The sequence below is a fragment of the Stenotrophomonas acidaminiphila genome, from assembly GCA_002951995.1.
Classification (GTDB): domain Bacteria; phylum Pseudomonadota; class Gammaproteobacteria; order Xanthomonadales; family Xanthomonadaceae; genus Stenotrophomonas; species Stenotrophomonas acidaminiphila_A.
On record CP019797.1, the window covers coordinates 1107949 to 1128551 of the forward strand.

The window sequence follows — 20603 nt, forward strand, 5'->3', positions numbered from 1 at the left end:
TTGCCCCCTCGTTCCGCCGCGCCCACGCAGCACCGCGCGCGGCACCCCGCTTGATTCCGGATACGCCATGACAGCTTTCGACAAAGACCAGGTTTCCCGCTTCCGTTTCGTCTGCTGCGAATTCGCCGCGGACACCGGCGTGGCGCGGCTGGTGTACGCCTTCGACGACGGCCCGGAGATGACCGAGACCGTCACCGTGCCGGGCGCGCCGTTCCACCTGGACCCGGCGCGTGCGGCGGCGGTGCAGCGCGCGCTGCGGCTGCTGCACCTGATCGCCGGGGTGAGTTACTACAAGGCGGCGGTGCCGGCGCAGGTGGCCATCGACAGCTACGCCATCGACGCCGCGACCGCGGCGCTGGTGGAAACGGTCTACTTCAACGGCCTGGGCGAGTTCGCCTACCGCAACGGGCTGAACCTGCGTGGCCGCTTCCGGTTGCCGGTGGAGGCGCAGGCCGAACCGGCGGCGCAGCCGCTGGGCCTGCGCGAACACGCCCTGGTCGCCATCGGCGGCGGCAAGGATTCGCTGGTCAGCATCGAGGCGCTGCGCCACGCCGGCGTGGCCGCGACCGTCACCTGGATCGGCGGCTCGCAGCTGATCCGCGCCTGCGCCGAGCGCACCGGCCTGCCGATGCTCAACATCGGCCGCGCGCTGGCGCCGGAGCTGTTCGAACTCAACCGCCAGGGCGCGTGGAACGGCCACATTCCGGTGACCGCGGTGAACTCGGCGATCATGCTGCTGGCGGCGCTGGTGCAGGGCGTGGACCAGGTGGTGTTCTCCAACGAGCGCTCGGCCAGCTACGGCAGCCAGATCGCCGGCACCGGCGAGGTCAATCACCAGTGGTCCAAGGGCTGGGCGTTCGAGAAGGCGTTCGGCGAACACGTGCAGCGGCACGTCGCCGCCGACCTGCATTACTACTCGCTGCTGCGGCCGCTGTCCGAGCTGGCGGTGGCGCGGCAGTTCGCCAGGACCGACTACTACGACGCGCATTTCTCCAGCTGCAACCGCAATTTCCACATCCTCGGCGAGCGCCCGGTGAACCGCTGGTGCGGGGTCTGCCCGAAGTGCCACTTCGTGTTCCTGGCGCTGGCGCCGTTCATGCCCAAGACCCGGTTGGTGCGCATCTTCGGCCGCAACCTGCTCGACGACGGCGACCAGGCCGGCGGCTTCGACGCGCTGCTGGAATTCCAGGACCACAAGCCGTTCGAGTGCGTGGGCGAAGGCAGGGAGTCGCGCGCGGCGATGGCCGCCCTGGCCGCGCGCCCGGAATGGAAGGAAGACGTGCTGGTCAAGCGGTTCGCCCAGGTGATCCAGCCGACCCTGGCGGCCGACGAACTGAAGATCGAGCCGCTGCTGGTGATCGACGGCGAGCACCGCATCCCCGCCGCCCTGTGGGAGCGCCTGCGTGCGGATTTCGCAGCTTGAGGGGCAGCGCGTCGCGCTGTGGGGCTGGGGCCGCGAGGGCCGCGCCGCCTTCCACGCGCTGCGCGAACGGCTGCCCGGCCTGGCGTTGACACTGTTCTGCCCCGAGGCCGAAGCCGCGGCCGCGCGCGCTGAAACCGCCGGTGCGCTGCAGGTGCAAAGCGCGGTCAGCGGCGAGGCGCTGGCAGGCTTCGACGTGGTGGTGAAATCGCCCGGCATCAGCCCGTACCGGCCCGAGGCATTGGCCGCCGCGGCAAGTGGCACGCAGTTCATCGGCGGCACCTCGCTGTGGTTCAGCGAGCACGCGCGCGCCGACGGCACGCTGCCGGACACCGTGTGCGTGACCGGCACCAAGGGCAAGAGCACCACCACCTCGCTGCTGGCGCACCTGCTGCGCGCGGCCGGGCACCGCACCGGGCTGGCCGGCAACATCGGCCTGCCGCTGCTGGAAGTGCTCGACCCGCAACCGGCGCCGGCGTACTGGGCGGTGGAACTGTCCAGCTACCAGACCGGCGAGGTCGCGCGCAGCGGTACGCGGCCGGACGTGGCCATCGTGCTCAACCTGTTTCCCGAGCACCTGGACTGGCACGGCAGCGAGCAGCGCTACATCGACGACAAGCTGTCGCTGGTGACCGGCGGCCACCCGCGGGTGGCGGTACTCAACGCCGCCGATCCGCACCTGCGCGCGCTGCAGCTGCCGCACAGCCAGGTGGTGTGGTTCAACCAGGCCGAAGGCTGGCACATGGTCGGCGAGGTGGTGCACCGCGGCGCGCAGCCGGTCTTCGATACCTCGGACACGCCGCTGCCGGGCCGCCACAACCGCGGCAACCTGTGCGCGGTGCTGGCGGCGCTGGAAGCGCTGGGGCTGGACGCGGTGGCGCTGGCGCCGGCGGTGCGCGGCTTCCGCCCGCTGCCCAACCGCCTGCAGCTGCTGGGCGAGCGCGACGGCCTGCGCTGGGTCAACGACTCGATCAGCACCACGCCGCATGCCTCGCTGGCGGCGCTGGACTGCTTCGCCGGGCAGCGCATCGCATTGCTGGTCGGTGGCCACGACCGCGGCCTGGACTGGCACGACTTCGCCGCGCACATGCGCGACCATGCGCCGCTGGAAATCATCACCATGGGCAGCAACGGGCCGCGCATTCATGCGCTGCTGCAGCCGCTGGCCAGCGAAGGCCGCTTCGGCCTGCATGCCGCCGCCGACCTGCCGCACGCGGTCGCGTTGGCGCGGGCCGCGCTCGGGGAGCAGGGCGGGGTGGTGCTGCTGTCGCCGGGCGCGCCGAGCTTCGGGGCCTACCGCGACTACGTGGCGCGCGGCCGCCACTTCGCCGAACTGGCCGGCTTCGACCCGGACAGCATCAGCGCGATCCCGGGGCTGGGGGTCCGCTGACGGCGCGTATCCGGGCGGGGTCGGGGGTTACCGGGTGCCGGCCCATCGACGTGGGTCGGGCCCTTGCGTCCGCGGGGTGGCGCCGTGCGCGGCGAGCCCCGCCCCCGGGGAAGCCGGGGTGACACGGCAAAGGGGGCGGCACGCGCCGTTCATGCCGCATGAGGCATAGACTCGCCGCATTCCCCAGACGGAGTGACTCCCATGCGAACCGTGCGCAAGTGGCAGGTGGCGTTGCTGGTGGCGTGTGCGTCGGCGGCACTGCCGGCGCTGGCGAAGATGCAGCAGCGGCCGGTGGAGTGGCAGCTGGACGGCGCCCGCTACAGCGGCGTGCTGGTCTTCGATGACGACGGCGACGCGCGTCGCCCGGGCGTGGTGATGGTGCCGAACTGGCGCGGGGTGAACGCGTCGGCGATCGAGAAGGCCGGGCGCATCGCCGGCGACGACTACGTGGTGCTGGTGGCCGACGTCTACGGCAGCGCGGTGCGGCCGAAGGACGACGCCGAAGCCGCCGCGGCCTCCAGGCCGCTGCGCGAAAACCGCGAGCGGTTGCGCGCGCGCGCCCGCGCCGCGCTGGACGCGCTCAAGGCCCAGGCCGGCAAGGCGCCGCTGGACGCCTCGCGCATCGCCGCGGTGGGCTTCTGCTTTGGCGGCAGCACGGTGCTGGAAATGGCGCGTGCGGGCATGCCGCTGGCGGGCGTGGTGAGCCTGCACGGCGGCCTGTCCACGCCCAGCCCGGCCGCCGCCGGCAGCGGCAAGGTGCCGATGCTGGTGCTCAACGGCGCCGCCGACCGCGGGGTGACGGCCGGCGATATCGCCGCGTTCGGCGCGGAAATGGATGCCGCCGGCGCCGACTGGCAGTTCGTCAATTTCAGCGGTGCGGTGCACTGCTTCGCCGAGGCCGACGCCAACAGCCCGCCGGGCTGCGTGTACGACCCGCGCGCGGCCAGGCGCGCGTGGAAGATGATGGACGGCTTCCTGGAAGAGCGCCTGGGCGATTGAGCGCCGGGCCCGGCGCGGGCGCGGCTTCCGTTGCAGGTGGGGGCGGGTGCCGCGCCCGGAACCGGCAACGCACCGCGCCTGCCGCTGGCGGTCGCCGGCCTGCAGCCGCGCGGCCGCCTAGGACCGGGGGGCGTGGCTGCGTGCGGCCGCGATGGCGCCGGCGATCGCCGCGCGCGCCTGCGGGCTGTTGCGCCAGCAGCTGCTGCCCAGCATCGCCGCGGCCTGGCCGACGATGTCGCCGGGCTCGGCCTGCGCCAGTTGCCGCAGGGTGTGGAAACCCAGTTGTTCCAGCCGTGCCACCACGGTGGCGCCGACGCCTTTCACCGCCAGCAGCGCGGCGCGCTCCTCGTCGTTGAAATGCCGCGCGGACGTCATCGGCTCAGTGGCTGCGTTCGACCGCGTAGCGGGCCAGGCCGCGCAGGGCGGCGACGGCATCGCTCTCGGGCAGGCCATCGAGCGCGCGCTCGGCGGCGTCGGCGTACTCGACCGCGCGCTGGCGGCTGTATTCCAGGCCGCCGGTGGCGCGGATGGCGGCCAGCACCTCGGGCATGGCGTCGGCATCGCCCTCCTGCACGATCGCGCGCAGGCGCTCGCGCACGGCCGCGTCCGAATGCGCCATGGCATGGATCAGCGGCAGCGTGGCCTTGCCCTCGGCCAGGTCGTCGCCCAGGTTCTTGCCCAATTCCTCGGCGTTGGCCGAGTAGTCCAGCACGTCGTCGGCGATCTGGAACGCATAGCCCAGCGCCATGCCGTAGTCGTACAGCTGCCGCTGCACCGCCTCGCCGGCACCGCTGGCCAGCGCGCCCAGGCGGGTACCGGCGGCGAACAGCACCGCGGTCTTGCGCTCGATCACCCGCAGGTAGGCCGCTTCGTCGGTATCCGGGTTGTGGACATGCAGCAGCTGCAGCACCTCGCCTTCGGCGATGCGGTTGGTGGTATCGGCCAGGATGCGCATGACCGGCATGCGGTCCAGCTCGACCATCAGCTGGAAGCTGCGCGAATACAGGAAGTCGCCGACCAGCACGCTGGGCGCGTTGCCCCACAGCGCGTTGGCGGTGCTGCGGCCACGGCGCAGGTCCGACTCGTCGACCACGTCGTCGTGCAGCAGGGTCGAGGTGTGGATGAACTCGATGATCGCCGCCAGCTGGTGGTGCTCGGGGCCGGCGCCGCCGGCGGCATGCCCGGCCAGCATCACCAACATCGGCCGCAGGCGCTTGCCGCCGGCGGAAATGATGTGGTCGGCGATCTGGTTGATCAGCACCACATCGGACGCCAGGCGGTGGCGGATCAGGGCATCGACGGCGGCCATGTCCGGGGCGGCGAGGGTCTGGATGGCGGGCAGGCCCAGCGCGGGGCGGAGGTCTTCGGCGATGCTCATGCGATGGCGTCGGGGGCGTGGGGCGATTATAGGCGGTGCCGCCGGTGACCGGGCGCCGCCGCCGGCACGCGCGTGAATACGTATGCACTGCGCGCCATGGCTCCGGTGCCGCCGCTAAGCTGGCGTGGTTCATCCATGCCCGGCCGCGGGCACGCACAAGCCCGGAGGGGCGCTCGATGTCGAACACTCCCTGGTGGCGGGGCGCCGTCATCTACCAGATCTATCCGCGCAGCTTCCTGGACACCAACGGCGATGGCGTCGGTGACCTGCCGGGCATCATCGATCGGCTCGATTACATCGCCTCGCTGGGCGTGGATGCGATCTGGGTATCGCCGTTCTTCCGCTCGCCGATGGCCGATTTCGGCTACGACATCGCCGACCAGCGCGACGTCGACCCGCTGTTCGGCACGCTGGACGACTTCGACCGGCTGCTGGCCAGGGCGCATGCGCTGGGCCTGAAGGTGATGATCGACCAGGTGTTCAGCCACACCTCCGACCAGCACCCGTGGTTCCGCGAGAGCCGGCAGAGCCGCGACAACCCCAGGGCCGACTGGTACGTGTGGGCCGATGCGCGCGAGGACGGCACCCCGCCCAACAACTGGCTGTCGATCTTCGGCGGGGTGGCCTGGAAGTGGGAGCCGCGCCGGCGCCAGTATTACCTGCACAACTTCCTGTCGTCGCAGCCGGATCTGAATTTCCACAACCCGGCGGTGCAGCAGGCCACGCTGGACTACGTGAAGTTCTGGCTGGACCGCGGCGTCGACGGCTTCCGCCTGGATTCGATCAATTTCTGTTTCCACGACGCGCAGTTGCGCGACAACCCGGCCAAGCCGGAGAGCGAGCGCGTGGGCCGCGGCTTCAGCCCGGACAACCCGTACGCCTTCCAGTACCACTACTACAACAACACCCGGCCGGAGAACGTCGGCTTCCTCGAGCGCCTGCGCGCGCTGCTGGACCAGTACCCGGGCGCGGTGGCGCTGGGCGAGATTTCCTCCGAGGATTCGCTGGCGACCACCGCCGAGTACACCGCGCCGGGCCGCCTGCACATGGGCTACAGCTTCGAGCTGCTGGTGGACGACTACAGTGCCGGCTACATCCGCGCCACGGTGGAGAAGCTGGAGGCGACCATGCGCGACGGCTGGCCGTGCTGGGCGGTGTCCAACCACGACGTGCAGCGCGCGGTGACCCGCTGGGGGGGCACCCGGCCGACCCGGCGATGGCCAGGATGCTGGTCGCGCTGGTGTGCTCGCTGCGCGGCTCGGTGTGCATCTACCAGGGCGAGGAACTGGGCCTGGGCGAAGCCGACGTGCCGTTCGAGGCATTGCGCGACCCCTACGGCATCACCTTCTGGCCGAACTTCAAGGGCCGCGACGGCTGCCGTACGCCGATGCCATGGACCGGCGGCGAGCTGGCCGGCTTCAGCACGGCCAGGCCATGGCTGCCGATCCCGGCCGAGCACCGCGCGTTGTCGGTGCAGGCGCAGGAGGCCGCGCCCGATTCGGTGCTCAATGCGTTCCGCGCGTTCCTGGCCTGGCGTCATGCCCAGCCGGCGCTGACCGGCGGTGCGATCCGCTTCCTCGACAGCGCCGAGCCGGTGCTGATGTTCGAGCGCACGCGGGATGGGCAGACGCTGCTGCTGGCGTTCAACCTGTCGGCGGCGCCGGTGCGGCACCCGCTGCCCGCTGGTTCGTGGCAGCCGCTGGCCATGCCCGGCCCGGATGCAGGACGCGCCGAGGCCGGCGAACTGCTGTTGCCCGCGCACGCGGTGTACTGCGCACGGCGCGGCTGAGCGTTGCAACCCGCGACGCGGCCTGCAGGGGCGGAGAGCGATCTCCGCCCCTGCTGCGTTGTGCTTCGCCTGCGCGCGCAACGCAGTGCGTGCCGCCCGGCACCGGCCATCGTGCGCCGCATGCGCTCCGGCGCCGCGGAGCGGCGAGGAACCATGGTGGGGCGCTGGCCCGGCGCGGCGCGCAACGCGCGCCCCGGTGCCGATGGACCGCGATGCCCTCGCGCATGGGCGGCGTGCCGGCACGTCCCCGGCCGCGGGCGTCATCGGCCCGTGGGAAACAGTACGGTGTCGGCCACATCGCGATGCGACGACCGGTTGCCAGCGCCACCGGACAGGGACGCGGCGTGACCCATCCGGCCGTTGCCAGGATGGGGCGTCGCGGGTGCAGCCGCGGGCGGCCGCGGGGCGGCCTCGAGCGCCGGGATGGTGGCCGCGGCGCCGGCCGCGCGCATGAAAAAACCCGCTGCCGGGGCAGCGGGTCCGGTGTGCGGCTGAAGCCGACGGCTCAGAACTTGTAGTTCACCCCGATCTGGTAGCTGCGGCCCCATTCCACGGTCTCCAGCGGACGGTCCTTGCTGCCGGCATAGGTTTCGTACCTGGAGTTGGTCAGGTTGCTGGCCTGCAGGTACAGGCTCAACCCGCTGAACATCGTGTCGCTGCCGAAGCTGTAGCCCAGCTGCGCGTCCAGCACGTTCTCGCCCTTGACGTAGCGCAGGGTGCGGTTGCCGTTGAAGTTGCCGATCTCGCCGATGAAGTCCGAGCGCTTGCGCTGGTTCAGGCGTACTTCGAAACCGTCGTTCTCGTAGTAGGCGGTGAAGTTGTACACGCGCTTGGACAGGCCCGGCAGCATGATCGGGGCGCTGCCGACGCTGGAGACGGCGCCCGGATCCGGCGGGATGGTGATGCTGCTGTCGTTGAAGCTGGCGCTGGCGACCACGCCGAAGCCGCGCAGCGCGTCGGCGAACAGGTCCAGCGGCAGCGAGGCGGTCAGTTCCATGCCGCGCAGGCTGCCACCGCTGCCGTTGAACGGCGCGGTGTAGGTGCCGGTCGTCTGCGCCGGTGCCTGGAGCTGGGCTTCGTTGGCCGGGATCTTCAGCCACTCGGCGACCTGGCTGGTGAAGTCGTAGCCATCGCGCTTTTCGGTATAGATGTAGGTTTTCAGGTCCTTGTAGAACACCGCGGCGGCCACGTAGGCCTTGTTGCCGAAGTACTTTTCCCAGGACAGGTCCACCGCGTTGGCCAGCCACGGCTTCAGCTGCGGGTTGCCGCCACTGGCGCCGGGTTTGCCCTGGCCGGTGTCCATGCCGAATTCCATCGATGCGCGCATCTCGTCCACCCGCGGGCGCGCCACCTGGCGGGCCAGGGCGAAGCGCACGGTGTTCTCTGCGGGCAGTTCGAACGCCAGGTTCATGCTCGGCAGGAGCTTGGAGTACTTGCTGCCCTCGTGGATCGGGATCACCTGGTTGCCGACCGGCTGCGAACCGTCCCAGTAGTTGGAGTGCGAGGACTGGTCCACGTGCTGGCCCTGCAGGCCGATGTTGCCGCGCACCGGGATCGAGCCGATCTGGGTGCTGATGTTGGCGCGCAGGAACAGCGTGGCGATCTCCTCGTCCACCGTCCACTGCTTGGGAATCAGGTAGCTCTCGGTGGTAGTGGGCTTGAACACCATGTACCTGGCGACCGCGGCCGGGACGTTCCAGGCCGGGATGCGGCCGGCGCCGGCGAAGCCCAGGTCGACCGGCGCGTACTGCAGGTCGGCGGCGATGCTGGTGATGCCCTGCGCGCCGAGGTTGATGTTGCCTTCGGCCTGGGTCTTGTCCTTGCTGCGGTCGGCGTAGTTGGCACCCACGTCGATATCGCTGAACCAGCCCAGGGCGTCCGGCGCCGGGAAGTTGAGCGCCAGCTTGAAGCCCTTCAGCTCGTCGTCCACATGCGGGGTCTTGCCGTAGCCCGAGCCGTAGATGGTGTTGGTCAGGAACAGCTTGCCGGCATCGGAATAATCCCGCCCCGGGGTGAACCGCGGGAAGTTGCCGCCGGCGAAATCCAGGCGCACCGAATCCAGCTGTGGGGCCGGCAGCAGCTGCAGGTTGTTCTCCAGGTTGGTCTCGTCGCGCACCGCCTTGGACCAGCTGACGTCCGCGACCAGGCGCACCTCGCCGAAGGTGAATTCGTTGTTCCAGCCGAAAGCCTTGATGCTGTCCTCGCGGTAGTTGTACATGCCGCGCACCAGCGGGTAGACGTTGTGCGCCACGCCGCTGACGAAGCTGCCGTCGCGGGTCACCACGTCGGTCAGGTACAGCGGGTCGTAGCCACCGTTGTAGCCGCCCAGGTGGATTTCCAGCTGGTTGGCGGTGTCGTATTCCTTGGCCTTGGTGTAGAACGCATCGAGCGTGCTGGTCCAGGCGTTGTTGGGGCGGAACTGCACGGTGGCCATCACGCCGTCGCGCTTGGCGTTGCCGGTGCGGCGCAGTGCCTTGATGCCGTCGGAGTAGAACGTGTAGGCGGGGACGCCGGGGCGGTTCAACGGCGTTCCGTCGTCGTTGCGGTCCTTCCACGGTTCGTACAGGCCGACCTGGTTCTCCTGCTTGGGCATGTCCGAGTGCGAGTAGCCGATGGCCAGGCCGAGGGTGTCGTCGGCGAACTTGTCCACGAAGCTGACGTTGAAGCGGTTGCCGTAGGGGTCGACGTCGGCGGCTTCGCCCAGCGAGTTCTTCTGGTAGCGGCCGCTGACGGCGATCACCCGGTCGCCATAGCTGAGCGGGCGCACGGTCTGCATGTCCAGGGTGCCGGACAGGCCCTGGCCGACCAGGCCGGCGTCGGGGGTCTTGTACACGGTCACGCCGCTGATCAGCTCGGACGGATACTGGTCGAATTCCACGCTGCGGTTATCACCGGTGCTGACCATCTCGCGGCCGTTGAGCAGGGTGGTGGCGAAGTCGGGCGACAATCCGCGCACGCTGATCACCTGGGCGCGGCCGGCCACGCGCTGCGCGGCCAGGCCGGGCAGGCGGGCGATCGATTCGGCGATGCTCACGTCCGGCAGCTTGCCGATGTCCTCGGCCGAGACCGCTTCGACGATCGAGGTGGCATCGCGCTTGACCGAGATCGCGCTCTCGATGCCACGGCGGATGCCGGTGACGGTGACCGTGTCCAGGTCCACGGCGTCGGCTTTCTTCTGGCCGTCGTCGGCGGTGCTCTGCGCGTAGGCGCCACTGGCCTGCAGCGCCAGCGCGGACGCGAGCGCCACGCTCAACAGGTTGCGCTTGGTGTTCAACATTCTCCCCTCTCCCAGGTGATGTCGTTTGGTTGTTCGGTGCCTGCACCGGAGCGGTTTGCGGGCGTTCGTCGCCGTTGCGATGCGCTCGGGTTGCGACTGCCATGCATGGTAATCAGCGGGCAACGTCGTGGAATCGGCCTGCATACGTATTCAATGCGCCGACAAGCGGCGCGTCCGCCGGGATTGCGCATGACAACGATGGCAACGGCGCCACGAGGCGCCGTCGGTCATGCGCAGTCGCGGTAGGAGATGCCGGGCGTGCCCGGCATGAGGCGGCCGAACAGCCATGCGGCGCAGGCCCCGCACCCACGGCGCAATCAATCCAGCGGCACGAAGCGGATCGCGGCGCCGCCGCCGGGTGCGAGCTTCAGCACGATGCGGTCGCCGCTGCCGACCTCCCGGGTCTCGCGGGCGAAGGCGAAGGGCTGGTCGCGCCAGTTGGCGCCGTCGCCATCGCGGTAGATCTCGGCGCGGTAGCGGCGGCCCGGCTCCAGGAACGACAACGGTGTATCCAGTTCGCGCGGCCGGTCGTCGCCGACGCTGCCCAGGAACCACTCGCCGCTGCCGCGCGCCTTGCGCGCGATGGTCGCGAACTGCCCGACCTCGCCGTCCAGCACCCGGCTCTGCTCCCAGTCCACCGCCACGTCGCGGATGAACTGGAACGCATCGGGATGCTGCGCGTAGTGTTCGGGCAGGTCGGCCACCATCTGGATCGGGCTGTACAGCACCACGTACAGCGCCAGCTGCTTGGCCAGGGTGCTGCGCAGCGGCAGGCCGTTGCGGCCCTTCAGGCTGACGATGCCCGGGGTGAAGTCCATCGGCCCGGCCAGCATGCGCGTGAACACCAGCGTGGCTTCGTGTTCCGGCGGGTTCGGCGGCGCGCCCCAGGCGTTGTACTCCATGCCGCGCGCGCCCTCGCGCGAGACCCAGTTGGGCCAGGTGCGGCGCAGGCCGGTGTCCTTGATCGGTTCGTGCGCGTTGACCGCGATGTGCCGCCGCGCCGCCTGCTGGACCACGCGCAGGTGGTGGTTGCTCATCCACTGGCCCTCGTGCCACTCGCGCACCACCGGGCCACCGCCGCGGTCCTGGCGCTGGATGTCGCCGGCGTCGCAGACGTAACCGGTCTTGACCACGTCCACGCCGTTGCGCGCGTACAGGTCGAGCGCGGCCGGCAACTGCCGCTCGTAGTGGCTGACCGCGCAGGCGGTCTCGTGGTGGCCGACCAGGTGCACGCCCTTGCCGGCGGCGTAGCTGGCCAGCCCCGGCAGGTCGAAATCGGCGGTGGCACGGGTGAAGTCGAAGCCCCAGCCGTTGGCGAACCAGTTGCCGTCCCAGCCGGGGTTCCAGCCTTCCACCAGCACCCCGCGGAAACCGTTGGCGGCGGCGAAGTCGATGTAGCGCCGGGTGTTGGCGGTGGTGGCGCCGTGCCGGGGGCCGCTGGCCCAGGTCTCGGTCTCCAGGTGCAGCGACCACCACACGCCGACGTACTTGGCCGGCGTGAACCAGCTCACGTCGCCGATGGCATTGGGCTCGTTGAGGTTGAGCACCAGGCTGGATTCGGCCAGGTCGCCGGCGCGCTCGCCGACCTGGATCGTGCGCCACGGCGTACTGAACGGCAGCGCGCGCACCACCGCCGCGTCGCCACTGCCGGGGGTAAGCGCGGCGCGCAGCACGTCGCCGTCGCCGCGGGCCAGGTTCATGCCCGCGTAGTCCAGCAGCGCGGCCTCGTGGATGGCCACATGCAGGCCGCTGTCATCGCGCAGGGTCAGCGGAGTCTGCGCGGTGCCGATCTCGCGCAGCGGGGTGTGGCGGTACAGGTATTCCTCGCGGTTCCATTCGAACGCCGGGATCCACCAGGCGCTCGCGGCGCGGGCGAGCGCGAACTCGGTCAGCTCGGCGCGGATGCGCGCCTCGCCCATCGCCGCCTGCCGCGGGAACTCGTAGCGGAAGCCGACGCCGTCGTCGTAGACGCGGAACACCACGTCGAAACGGCGCCCGGGATGGGCCGCGTCCACCGGCTTCTCGGCGAAGCGGGCACGCAGTTCGTTGTAGTGGTTGCGGGTCAGGCGGCGCTCGCCCCACGGCTGCTCCCAGGTCTCGTCGAAACTGTGGCGCGACTGCCCGACCAGTTCGAGGTTGCGTTCCAGGCGCCCGTCGCCGAGCAGGAAGCCCAGCCGCGACGGGGCGATCACCGCCTGGCCCCGGCGTTCCACCCGGTAGGCGATGCGTCCTTCGTGCTGCGCTTCAAGGACGACGGCGAGCACGTCGCCGGGCGAGGCGATGCGCGCCAGGTCCGCCGCCCGGGCGACGGGCAGGCAGGCCAGCAGCAGGAGCAAGGCGAGGGTGATGCGGTGCGGGAACGGGCAGGGGCGTGGCAGGACCATGACGGGTATCGGCTCCGGAGCACGGGGGCGGCAGGCAGGTGCCACCACTATTCCAGTTGGTGCACAGCGTCATCGGCGGCAGCGGCATTGAATACGTATGCACCGGCGGTGCGCATCGCGCGGGTGGCCTCTACCATGGCCCGGCCGCCGTGGCGGCGTACATCGCATCCGTGATTCCCGGAGGGGGGAAGCGCTTGATGAAAAGCAAACCGCAGCTGTCGTTCTGGCAGATCTGGAACATGTGTTTCGGGTTCCTCGGCATCCAGTTCGGCTTCGCGCTGCAGAACGCCAATGCCAGCCGCATCTTCGAGACGCTGGGTGCGTCGATGGAGGCGGTGCCGGGGCTGTGGATCGCCGCGCCGCTGACCGGCCTGCTGGTGCAGCCGGTGGTGGGCTACCTGTCCGACCGCACCTGGACGCGCTGGGGCCGGCGGCGGCCGTTCTTCATGCTCGGTGCGGTGTTGACCACGCTGGCGCTGCTGGTGATGCCGAATTCGCCGACGCTGTGGATCGCCGCCGGCACGCTGTGGGTGCTGGATGCCTCGATCAACGTGTCGATGGAGCCGTTCCGCGCCTTCGTCGGTGACCAGCTGGCGCCGCGCCAGCGCCCGGCCGGCTATGCGATGCAGAGCTTCTTCATCGGCGTCGGCGCGATCATCGCCAGTCTGCTGCCGTATCTGCTGGCGCGCTGGGGCGTGGCCAACACCGCCGCGCCGGGCGAGGTGCCGGACACGGTGCGCTATGCGTTCTACTTCGGTGCGGTGGTGCTGCTGGCGGCGATCGCGTGGACGGTGTTCAGTACCCGCGAGTACCCGCCGGCGGAGCTGGCCGCGTTCGACGACGCCGAGCCGCCCGCCGCGCACCGGGTGGCCGCGCCCGGCGGCGCGCCGCCATGGGCGCAGGTCGCCACGTGGCTGCTGCTCGGTACCGCGCTCGCGCTGTTGATCGGCTGGCGCCAGGGCGACCGCATGCTGTACGTGCTGGCCGGCCTGTGCATCGCCTACGGCGTGCTGCTGGCGCTGGCGCGGCTGCTGCCCGGCACCCACATGCTGGCGGCCATCGTCGGCGACCTGCGCGCGATGCCGGCCACCATGCGGCGGCTGGCGTGGGTGCAGTTCTTCTCGTGGTTCGCGCTGTTCGCGATGTGGATCTACACCACCGCGGCGGTGGCCGGCACCCATTTCGGTTCCACCGATCCGCAGTCGGCCGCCTACAACGAAGGCGCCAACTGGGTCGGCGTGCTGTTCGGCGCCTACAACGGCTTCGCCGCGCTCGCGGCGCTGGCCATCCCGGCCATGGTGCGGGTGCTGGGCCTGCGCTGGAGCCACCTGCTCAACCTGTGGCTGGGCGGCGCCGGGCTGGTGTCGCTGATGTTCATCGGCGACCCGAAGTGGCTGCTGCTGTCGATGGTCGGGGTCGGTTTCGCCTGGGCCTCGATCCTGTCGCTGCCGTACGCGCTGCTGTCCGACAGCGTGCCGGCGTCGAAGATGGGCGTGTACATGGGCATCTTCAATTTCTTCATCGTGATCCCGCAGCTGGTGGCCGCCAGCGCGCTCGGCTTCGCCCTGCGCACCTGGCTGGGCGGCATGCCGATGCACGTGCTGGTGCTGGGCGGCTGCAGCCTGTTCGTGGCCGGCCTGTGCGTGCTGCGGGTGCCGTCCCGTCCGGAGGTGGTGTGATGCGCGTGCGTCTGTCGATGGCCGGCCTGGCGCCGGCGCTTTCCCTTGCCCTGCTGGCCGGCGGCGCCGCGGCCGCGCCGCGCCCGGACTACGTCGGCACCACCGAGCCGTTCGCCGGCGACGCGGTGTACTTCGTGGTCACCGACCGCTTCGTCAATGGCGACCCGGCCAACGACCAGCGCGAGCAGGGCGGCGCGCACCCGACCTTCGACATCCCGGTGCATTGCGCGGACGGCATCGACGGCAACATCGGCTACCTCGGCGGCGATTTCCGTGGCGTGCTCGACAATGCGCGGTACATCCGCAACCTCGGCTTCGGCGCGGTGTGGATCACGCCGATCGTCGACAACCCCGACCAGGCGTTCACCGGCAGCCGCCCGGTCACCTGCAACAGCAGCCTGACCGACCGTGGCAAGACCGGCTACCACGGTTACTGGGGCATCAATTTCTACCGGCTGGACGAACACCTGCCCAGCGCGGACCTGGATTTTTCCGGCCTTACCCGCGGCCTGCACGATGCCGGCCTGAAGGTGGTGCTGGACATCGTCGGCAACCACGGCTCGCCGGCCTGGACCATGCCGGTGCGGCAGCCGCAGTTCGGCCAGATCTTCGACCGGGACGGAAAGCTGATTGCCGACCACCAGAACCTGCCGCCGCAGCAACTGGACCCGAAGCACAACCCGCTGCATGCCTTCTACAACGCCATCGGCCCGGTCGACGGCGAAAAGGGGTCGATCTTCGACGGCAACCTGGCCGAGCTGTCCGATTTCAACCAGGACAACCCGGCGGTGATGGACTACCTGGTCGGCGCCTACCTGCAGTGGACCGCGCAGGGCGTGGACGCGCTGCGCATCGACACCATCGGCTGGCTGCCGCACCGGTGGTGGCATGCGTTCGTGCAGCGCATCCGCGCCGCGCATCCGGGCATGTTCATGTTCGGCGAGGCCTTCGACTACGACGCCGCGCGCATCGCCGAACACACCTGGCCGGCCAACGCCAACGTCAGCGTGCTCGATTTCCCGCTGCGCGGCGCGCTGGCGGCGGTGTTCGGCAGGGAAGGCCAGGGCTACGAAACCCTGGCCGGACCGCTGCACCTGGACGGCGGCCCGTACGCCAACCCGTACGCGCTGATGACGTTCTACGACAACCACGACATGGCGCGGCTGGACGCCAGCGATGCCGGTTTCATCGACGCGCACAACTGGCTGTTCACTGCGCGCGGCATCCCGGTGCTCTATTACGGCTCGGAAACCGGCTTCATGCGCGGCCGCGCCGAACATGCCGGCAACCGCGCCTACTTCGGCCAGGAGCGTATCGACGCGGCGCCGCGCAGCCCCATCTTCGCCCCGCTGCAGCGTATCGCGCGCCTGCGCCAGGCTACCCCGGCGCTGCAGCGCGGCCTGCAGGTCAACGAACGCCTGCAGGGCGACCAGGCGGTGTTCTACCGCGTGCTGCAGCACGGCGGCACCGCGCAGACCGCACTGGTGCTGCTCAACAAGGGCGACACCGCGCATGCCTTCGAAGTGCGCCGCTATCTGCAGGCCGGCACCTGGCGTGACGCATTCGAGGGTGGCACGCAGGCGGTGCGCGACGTGCTGCGGGCGACGGTGCCGGCGCACGGGGTCAAGGTGTTCGTGCTCGACGCCGAGGTGCGGCAGCCGGCACTGCAGGCGCGGCTGGACGCGGCGATGGCCGACCAGGCCGCACGCGACGCGCGCCTGGCGCGCTGACACCGCACGCGGGAACGTCGCACCCGCCGGCGCGCACGCCCTGGCCGCTGGCGCCGCGGCGGTACAATCCCCGGCCCCCCGATGCCGCACGCCATGGACACGCTTGCCCCGCAGAACCCGCTCGAAACGCTGCTCAAGGCCGCCATGGACGGGACGTTGCCGATCAGGGCGTTCATGCAGGCGTTCGTCGCCTCGGAGGTGGTGCTGCTCACCGGCAGCCTGGTCACCCCCGATGGCAGCGGTTTCGATCCGCTGCTGTTCGACAAGCAGGGCGTGCTGCACGTGGCGGTGTTCACCGACATGGCGCGGGTCGGCATCCATACCCAGCAGGCGCCGCACACGCTGCGCTGGCTGATGCTGGACGTGCTGCGCCGGGTGCCGGGCGGCTACGGCGTGGTGGTGAACCCGGGCACGCCGCTGGGCTTCGAGGTGGCGCCATCGGGCGTGGGCGAACTGCTCCGGGATTTCGGCTGACCCACTGGAGGCGGGGCTGGCCCCGCCTCGGGCGTCAGCGGGAAAGCGCCATGCGCGGCAAGGCCCGCAGCTACATGCGCGAGGATTCGCGCACCGCCAGCCTGACCGCGATGCTCTGGCTGTCCACCGGCGCGCCGGCGATCAGCGCCAGCAGCTTCTCCACCAGCAGGTGCCCGGCCAGCTTGGTGTCCTGCTGCACCGTGGTCAGCGCCGGCGATACCGAGGCCGCCAGCGGAATGTCGTCGAAGCCGGTGACCGCCACGTCCTGCGGTATGCGCAGGCCGTGCTCGCGCAGCGCGCGCAGTGCGCCGATGGCGATCAGGTCGCTGGCCGCGCATACCGCGTCGAAACGCTGCCCGCCGGCCAGCAGCGCGGCGCAGGCGGCGTGGCCGGACTCCTCGGTGGTGATGGCGTCGTGCTGCAGGCCCGGCTCCGGTTCCAGGCCGCGCGCGCGCAGCGCCTGCGCATGGCCGCGGTAGCGTTCCTGGAATTCCGGGTAATGGCTGGAGGCGTGGCCGAGGAAGGCGATGCGGCGCCGGCCCTGGTCGAGCAGGTGCGCGGTGATGTCGAAGCCGCCCTGGAAGTTGTCGCTGCCCACCGATACCCCGGGCTGGCCGGGCAGGGCCGCGCCCCAGCGCACGAAATGGGTGCCCTGTTCGACCAGGCGCCGCAGCCGTTCGACCGATTGGTGGTAGTCGCCATAGCCGAGCAGGATGATGCCGTCGGCCTTGTTGCTGTCCTCGAAATCGGCGTGCCAGTCGCTGGACAGCTGCTGGAACGACACCAGCAGGTCCTGTCCCTTCAACGCGCAGGCGCGGGTGATCGAGCCCAGCATCGAGTGGAAGAACGGGTTGATCAGCGAGTCGTCCGGGGTCGGGTCCTCGAAGAACAGCAGTGCCAGCGTGCCGGACTGCTGGCAGCGCAGGCTGGACGCGTTCTTGTCCACCTTGTAGTTGAGCTGGCGGGCGATCTCCAGGATGCGCCGGCGGGTGTCGGCGTTGACCATCGGGCTGCCGCGCAGGGCGCGCGACACGGTCGGTTGCGAAACGCCGGCCATGTGCGCGATATCCAGTGACGTGGCTTTGCCCTTGATGACCATCATGACCGGCAAGGTGAAGGTGCCGGCCATCATGCCACGTGGCGGCGGCAACCGTGCCGCCGCCACGGATCAACGCAGCGCCGTGGCGCCGGTCCGCCGGCAGACCTCGGCCAACGCGTCCTGCAGCCGCCGCGCGCGTTCGAAGTCGTGCAGGTCGGGGTCGTGTTCCAGCACGTGCGCGTCGTGCCACTGGAACGCTTCGGCGCCGTGCAGGTTCCAGGCCTGCTGCAGGCGCCGGTGCGGGTGGTTGCCCAGGCGCAGGGTGAACAACAGCCGGTTGCCGATGGTGGACAGGTCGTTGGCCGGTCCGGCCCAGCTTTCGCCGCTGGCGGTGCAGCGCAGGTGGTAGATGCCGCCGCGGGTCGCGCGGCGTTTGTAGTCGGCGATCTGCTGCCGGCGCTGGTGCTTGTCCATGGGGCTGGGGTCTGGCGGGAGGCCTGATATTGCCCGGGTAAAAATGAAATGGCAATATTACCCGGGTCAAATATGGAGCCGTTGCATGAACGATCCCCTGGAGGCGCCCCACGCCCTGTTCGACGGCAGCCGGCTGCTGGTCCGCGGCGCGCTGCGCGACGTGGCGCGGGAGGCTGCCGCGCGCGCGGGCACTGGTGCGCACGGGCGCCCGCTGCTGGTGCTGGACGACCGTACCGGGCAGAGCGTGGACCTGGACCTGCGCGGCGATGCCGCGCAGGTGCTGGAACGGCTGCGCGTGCGCTTCGCGGTTGCGGACGGGAGCGGAAAACCCCTGCCCAGGGAGCGCGGGCGCCCGCGGCTGGGCGTGGTGGCGCGCGAAGTCACCCTGCTGCCGCGCCACTGGGAATGGCTGGCGGCGCAGCCCGGCGGGGCCTCGGCGGCCCTGCGCCGGCTGGTCGAGCAGGCGCGCCGGGAGGACGAGGGGGCGGGCGATCTGCGCCAGCGCCGCGAGGCGCAGTACCAGGCGATGCGGGTGCTGGCCGGGGACCTGCCAGGCTTCGAGGAGGCCAGCCGCGCGCTGTTCGCGGGCGACACCGCCGCCCTTGCCATGCACTTCCGGCAATGGCCCGCCGATGTAGGCAACTACCTCGCCAGCCTGTCGGTGCACGACGCCGGCTGAGCCGGCAGGGTGGGCGGGAACGGGATGGGTTGCTACCATCCCATGTCCCGTTCCCTCCCGGCACCTGCACCGGGACACACGGATGCCGGCTGCAGCCGGCACATACCCCGGCACACAACGCAAAGAGCGAATCCCATGGCCCGCGGCATCAACAAAGTCATCCTGGTCGGCAACCTCGGCAACGACCCGGACGTGAAGTACACCCAGAGCGGCATGGCCGTAACCCGCATCAGCCTGGCCACCACCAGCGTGCGCAAGGACCGCGACGGCAACAACCAGGAACGCACCGAATGGCACCGCGTGGTGTTCTTCGGCAAGCTCGGCGAGATCGCCGGCGAGTACCTGCGCAAGGGCTCGCAGGTCTACGTCGAAGGCGAGATCCGCTACGACAAGTTCACCGGGCAGGACGGCGTGGAGAAGTACACCACCGACATCGTCGCCAACGAGATGCAGATGCTCGGCGGCCGTGGCGAGGGTGGCGGCGGTGGTGGCGGTTACGGCGGCGGTGAACGCCCGCAGCGCCAGTCGGCCCCGCGCCCGCAGGGCGGCGGCTATGGCAACCAGGACCAGGGCGGCGGCGGTTACGGCCAGCGCCCGCAGCGGCAGGCGCCCGCGCAGCAGCCGGCCCCGCCGCCGATGGACGACTTCGCCGACGACGATATTCCGTTCTGATGCCGCGGCGGTAGATCGCCTGGTACTCCCGGAAAAGCCCTCGCTGCCGAGGGCTTTTTCTTTTTCACCTGCCCTGTGCCGCGCGCTGCGGCGCGGCGCCATTCCGTCATTCCGACACCGCGGCCGCCCGCGCGATGCGTCGCGCTTCCTCCGCGCCCTTGCGCTCGCTGTAGCGGTCCACCAGATGCTCGCCGTGGCCGCGCACCAGCAGGGTGAACTTGATCAGTTCCTCCATCACGTCCACCACCCGGTCGTAGTACGGCGAGGGCTTCATGCGGCCGTCGTCGTCGAACTCCTGCCAGGCCTTGGCCACCGAGGACTGGTTGGGGATGGTGAGCATGCGCATCCAGCGGCCCAGCACGCGCAGGGTGTTGACCACGTTGAACGACTGCGAGCCGCCACTGACCTGCATCACCGCCAGGGTCTTGCCCTGGGTCGGCCGCACGCTGCCGTCTTCCAGCGGCAGCCAGTCGATCTGGTTCTTGAACACGCCGGTGATTGTGCCGTGGCGCTCGGGCGACACCCAGACCTGGCCTTCGGACCACTGCGACCACTGGCGCAGTTGCTGCACCTTCGGATGCTGTTTGTCCACGCTGTCCAGCATGGGCAGGTCGTGCGGATCGAACACCCGGGTCTCGGCACCGAGGTACTGCAGGATGCGCTCGGCTTCCAGTGTCAGCTTGCGGCTGAACGACTGCGGCCGCAGCGAGCCGTACAGCAACAGGATACGGGGCCGATGCCGGTCGTCGGAACCCGCGGGTTCGTGCATGGGCGCGGGAAGCAGGCCGGTATCCAGATGGGTGGGGAGGTCGAAGGAGGATTGTTCGGGCTTAATCATTCGATTATTCTAGAAAAATGGAAACGAATGATGCAATCGCTGCCCTGACCGCGCTGGGACATGCGACCCGGCTGGCGGCCTTCCGTCTGCTGGTCGAGGCCGGCCCCGACGGACGCGTGGCCGGCGACATCGGCGAGGCGCTGGGTGTTCCCGGTGCAACGTTGTCCTTCCACCTGAAGGAACTGGTGCTTGCCGGCCTGGTGGTGAGCGAAAGCCAGGGCCGATACGTCTGCTACCGCGCCAACTTCCAGGCGATGAACGGCCTGATCCAGTACCTCACCCACAACTGCTGTGCCGGTTCGCCCGGTGCCGCATGCGCGCCGGCGAACGCGCCGGCCTGCGCCTGCTGAGCGCGCGGCCGGTCACCACCGCGCCCTGTCT

Annotated in this window: 16 protein-coding genes and 1 pseudogene; 10 read left to right on the forward strand and 7 right to left on the reverse strand. The window is 70.3% G+C overall.

The genetic code is table 11. The features are described 5' to 3' along the window. Positions 1-67: 67 nt before the first annotated feature. The 3 genes from B1L07_04885 to B1L07_04895 all read left to right on the forward strand — a co-directional run bounded on the left by B1L07_04885 (position 68) and on the right by B1L07_04895 (position 3809). Positions 68-1423, forward strand: coding sequence for a hypothetical protein (locus B1L07_04885; GenBank protein ID AUZ54554.1), 1356 nt, complete (start codon positions 68-70; stop codon positions 1421-1423). Next, positions 1404-2810 (forward strand): UDP-N-acetylmuramoyl-L-alanine--D-glutamate ligase, encoded by a 1407-nt coding sequence (locus tag B1L07_04890; GenBank protein ID AUZ54555.1) that lies wholly within the window; start codon positions 1404-1406, stop codon positions 2808-2810. Before B1L07_04885 ends, B1L07_04890 begins: the two co-directional genes overlap by 20 nt. 201 nt (positions 2811-3011) lie before the next feature. Continuing rightward, positions 3012-3809: a dienelactone hydrolase gene (locus tag B1L07_04895; protein ID AUZ54556.1), complete on the forward strand. Its 798-nt coding sequence runs from the start codon at positions 3012-3014 to the stop codon at positions 3807-3809. A 117-nt stretch (positions 3810-3926) separates the two neighbouring features. On the opposite strand, the gene B1L07_04900 is transcribed toward B1L07_04895, so the two are convergent. Next, positions 3927-4184: a Pathogenicity locus gene (locus B1L07_04900; GenBank protein ID AUZ54557.1), complete on the reverse strand. Its 258-nt coding sequence runs from the start codon at positions 4182-4184 to the stop codon at positions 3927-3929. Between the two features lie 4 nt (positions 4185-4188). Further along, positions 4189-5187 (reverse strand): octaprenyl-diphosphate synthase, encoded by a 999-nt coding sequence (locus tag B1L07_04905; GenBank protein AUZ54558.1) that lies wholly within the window; start codon positions 5185-5187, stop codon positions 4189-4191. A 176-nt stretch (positions 5188-5363) separates the two neighbouring features. On the opposite strand from B1L07_04905, the pseudogene B1L07_04910 reads away from it, so the two are divergent. Continuing rightward, positions 5364-6976 (forward strand): annotated as a pseudogene (locus tag B1L07_04910) (alpha-glucosidase). Between the two features lie 505 nt (positions 6977-7481). Here B1L07_04910 and B1L07_04915 read toward each other — a convergent pair. Both B1L07_04915 and B1L07_04920 read right to left on the reverse strand, forming a co-directional pair. Continuing rightward, complete coding sequence (locus B1L07_04915) at positions 7482-10253, reverse strand: TonB-dependent receptor (protein ID AUZ54559.1); 2772 nt, start codon at positions 10251-10253, stop codon at positions 7482-7484. 317 nt (positions 10254-10570) lie between these two features. Further along, positions 10571-12637, reverse strand: coding sequence for an alpha-glucosidase (locus B1L07_04920; GenBank protein AUZ54560.1), 2067 nt, complete (start codon positions 12635-12637; stop codon positions 10571-10573). A 197-nt stretch (positions 12638-12834) separates the two neighbouring features. On the opposite strand from B1L07_04920, the gene B1L07_04925 reads away from it, so the two are divergent. The 3 genes from B1L07_04925 (at position 12835) to B1L07_04935 (ending at position 16520) form a co-directional block, all read left to right on the forward strand. After that, the gene (locus B1L07_04925; protein AUZ56458.1) at positions 12835-14316 is read left to right on the forward strand and encodes an MFS transporter; all 1482 of its coding nucleotides are present in this window, start codon (positions 12835-12837) and stop codon (positions 14314-14316) included. A gap of 17 nt (positions 14317-14333) precedes the next feature. Next, positions 14334-16046, forward strand: coding sequence for a cyclomaltodextrin glucanotransferase (locus B1L07_04930; GenBank protein AUZ54561.1), 1713 nt, complete (start codon positions 14334-14336; stop codon positions 16044-16046). Between the two features lie 93 nt (positions 16047-16139). Continuing rightward, positions 16140-16520: a hypothetical protein gene (locus tag B1L07_04935; protein AUZ56459.1), complete on the forward strand. Its 381-nt coding sequence runs from the start codon at positions 16140-16142 to the stop codon at positions 16518-16520. Between the two features lie 70 nt (positions 16521-16590). Here the strand turns inward: B1L07_04935 and B1L07_04940 are convergent, their stop codons facing one another. Both B1L07_04940 and B1L07_04945 read right to left on the reverse strand, forming a co-directional pair. After that, positions 16591-17619 (reverse strand): LacI family transcriptional regulator, encoded by a 1029-nt coding sequence (locus B1L07_04940; protein ID AUZ56460.1) that lies wholly within the window; start codon positions 17617-17619, stop codon positions 16591-16593. Between the two features lie 69 nt (positions 17620-17688). Further along, positions 17689-18033, reverse strand: coding sequence for a hypothetical protein (locus B1L07_04945; protein ID AUZ54562.1), 345 nt, complete (start codon positions 18031-18033; stop codon positions 17689-17691). A gap of 85 nt (positions 18034-18118) precedes the next feature. On the opposite strand from B1L07_04945, the gene B1L07_04950 reads away from it, so the two are divergent. Together B1L07_04950 and B1L07_04955 are read left to right on the forward strand one after the other, a co-directional pair. Continuing rightward, positions 18119-18712, forward strand: coding sequence for a hypothetical protein (locus tag B1L07_04950; protein AUZ54563.1), 594 nt, complete (start codon positions 18119-18121; stop codon positions 18710-18712). Between the two features lie 135 nt (positions 18713-18847). Continuing rightward, positions 18848-19384, forward strand: a complete 537-nt coding sequence (locus B1L07_04955) for a single-stranded DNA-binding protein (GenBank protein AUZ54564.1) — start codon at positions 18848-18850, stop codon at positions 19382-19384. A gap of 106 nt (positions 19385-19490) precedes the next feature. On the opposite strand, the gene B1L07_04960 is transcribed toward B1L07_04955, so the two are convergent. Beyond that, positions 19491-20222, reverse strand: coding sequence for an arsenical resistance protein ArsH (locus tag B1L07_04960; protein AUZ54565.1), 732 nt, complete (start codon positions 20220-20222; stop codon positions 19491-19493). Positions 20223-20239: 17 nt separating this feature from the next. Between B1L07_04960 and B1L07_04965 the strand changes: the two genes are divergently transcribed. Next, on the forward strand, positions 20240-20572 hold the full coding sequence (locus B1L07_04965) for a transcriptional regulator (protein ID AUZ54566.1): 333 nt from the start codon (positions 20240-20242) through the stop codon (positions 20570-20572). Positions 20573-20603 lie beyond the last annotated feature (31 nt).

What these genes read in the sequence shown, in the direction of transcription:
- B1L07_04905 (AUZ54558.1), bottom strand. Translation starts at nt 5,187, where the DNA reads ATGAGCATCGCCGAAGACCTCCGCCCCGCGCTGGGCCTGCCCGCCATC.
- B1L07_04895 (AUZ54556.1), top strand. Translation starts at nt 3,012, where the DNA reads ATGCGAACCGTGCGCAAGTGGCAGGTGGCGTTGCTGGTGGCGTGTGCG.
- B1L07_04915 (AUZ54559.1), bottom strand. Translation starts at nt 10,253, where the DNA reads ATGTTGAACACCAAGCGCAACCTGTTGAGCGTGGCGCTCGCGTCCGCG.
- B1L07_04950 (AUZ54563.1), top strand. Translation starts at nt 18,119, where the DNA reads ATGAACGATCCCCTGGAGGCGCCCCACGCCCTGTTCGACGGCAGCCGG.
- B1L07_04920 (AUZ54560.1), bottom strand. Translation starts at nt 12,637, where the DNA reads ATGGTCCTGCCACGCCCCTGCCCGTTCCCGCACCGCATCACCCTCGCC.
- B1L07_04930 (AUZ54561.1), top strand. Translation starts at nt 14,334, where the DNA reads ATGGCCGGCCTGGCGCCGGCGCTTTCCCTTGCCCTGCTGGCCGGCGGC.
- B1L07_04925 (AUZ56458.1), top strand. Translation starts at nt 12,835, where the DNA reads ATGAAAAGCAAACCGCAGCTGTCGTTCTGGCAGATCTGGAACATGTGT.
- B1L07_04900 (AUZ54557.1), bottom strand. Translation starts at nt 4,184, where the DNA reads ATGACGTCCGCGCGGCATTTCAACGACGAGGAGCGCGCCGCGCTGCTG.
- B1L07_04960 (AUZ54565.1), bottom strand. Translation starts at nt 20,222, where the DNA reads ATGATTAAGCCCGAACAATCCTCCTTCGACCTCCCCACCCATCTGGAT.
- B1L07_04955 (AUZ54564.1), top strand. Translation starts at nt 18,848, where the DNA reads ATGGCCCGCGGCATCAACAAAGTCATCCTGGTCGGCAACCTCGGCAAC.
- B1L07_04935 (AUZ56459.1), top strand. Translation starts at nt 16,140, where the DNA reads ATGGACACGCTTGCCCCGCAGAACCCGCTCGAAACGCTGCTCAAGGCC.
- B1L07_04940 (AUZ56460.1), bottom strand. Translation starts at nt 17,619, where the DNA reads ATGGTCATCAAGGGCAAAGCCACGTCACTGGATATCGCGCACATGGCC.
- B1L07_04885 (AUZ54554.1), top strand. Translation starts at nt 68, where the DNA reads ATGACAGCTTTCGACAAAGACCAGGTTTCCCGCTTCCGTTTCGTCTGC.
- B1L07_04945 (AUZ54562.1), bottom strand. Translation starts at nt 18,033, where the DNA reads ATGGACAAGCACCAGCGCCGGCAGCAGATCGCCGACTACAAACGCCGC.
- B1L07_04965 (AUZ54566.1), top strand. Translation starts at nt 20,240, where the DNA reads ATGGAAACGAATGATGCAATCGCTGCCCTGACCGCGCTGGGACATGCG.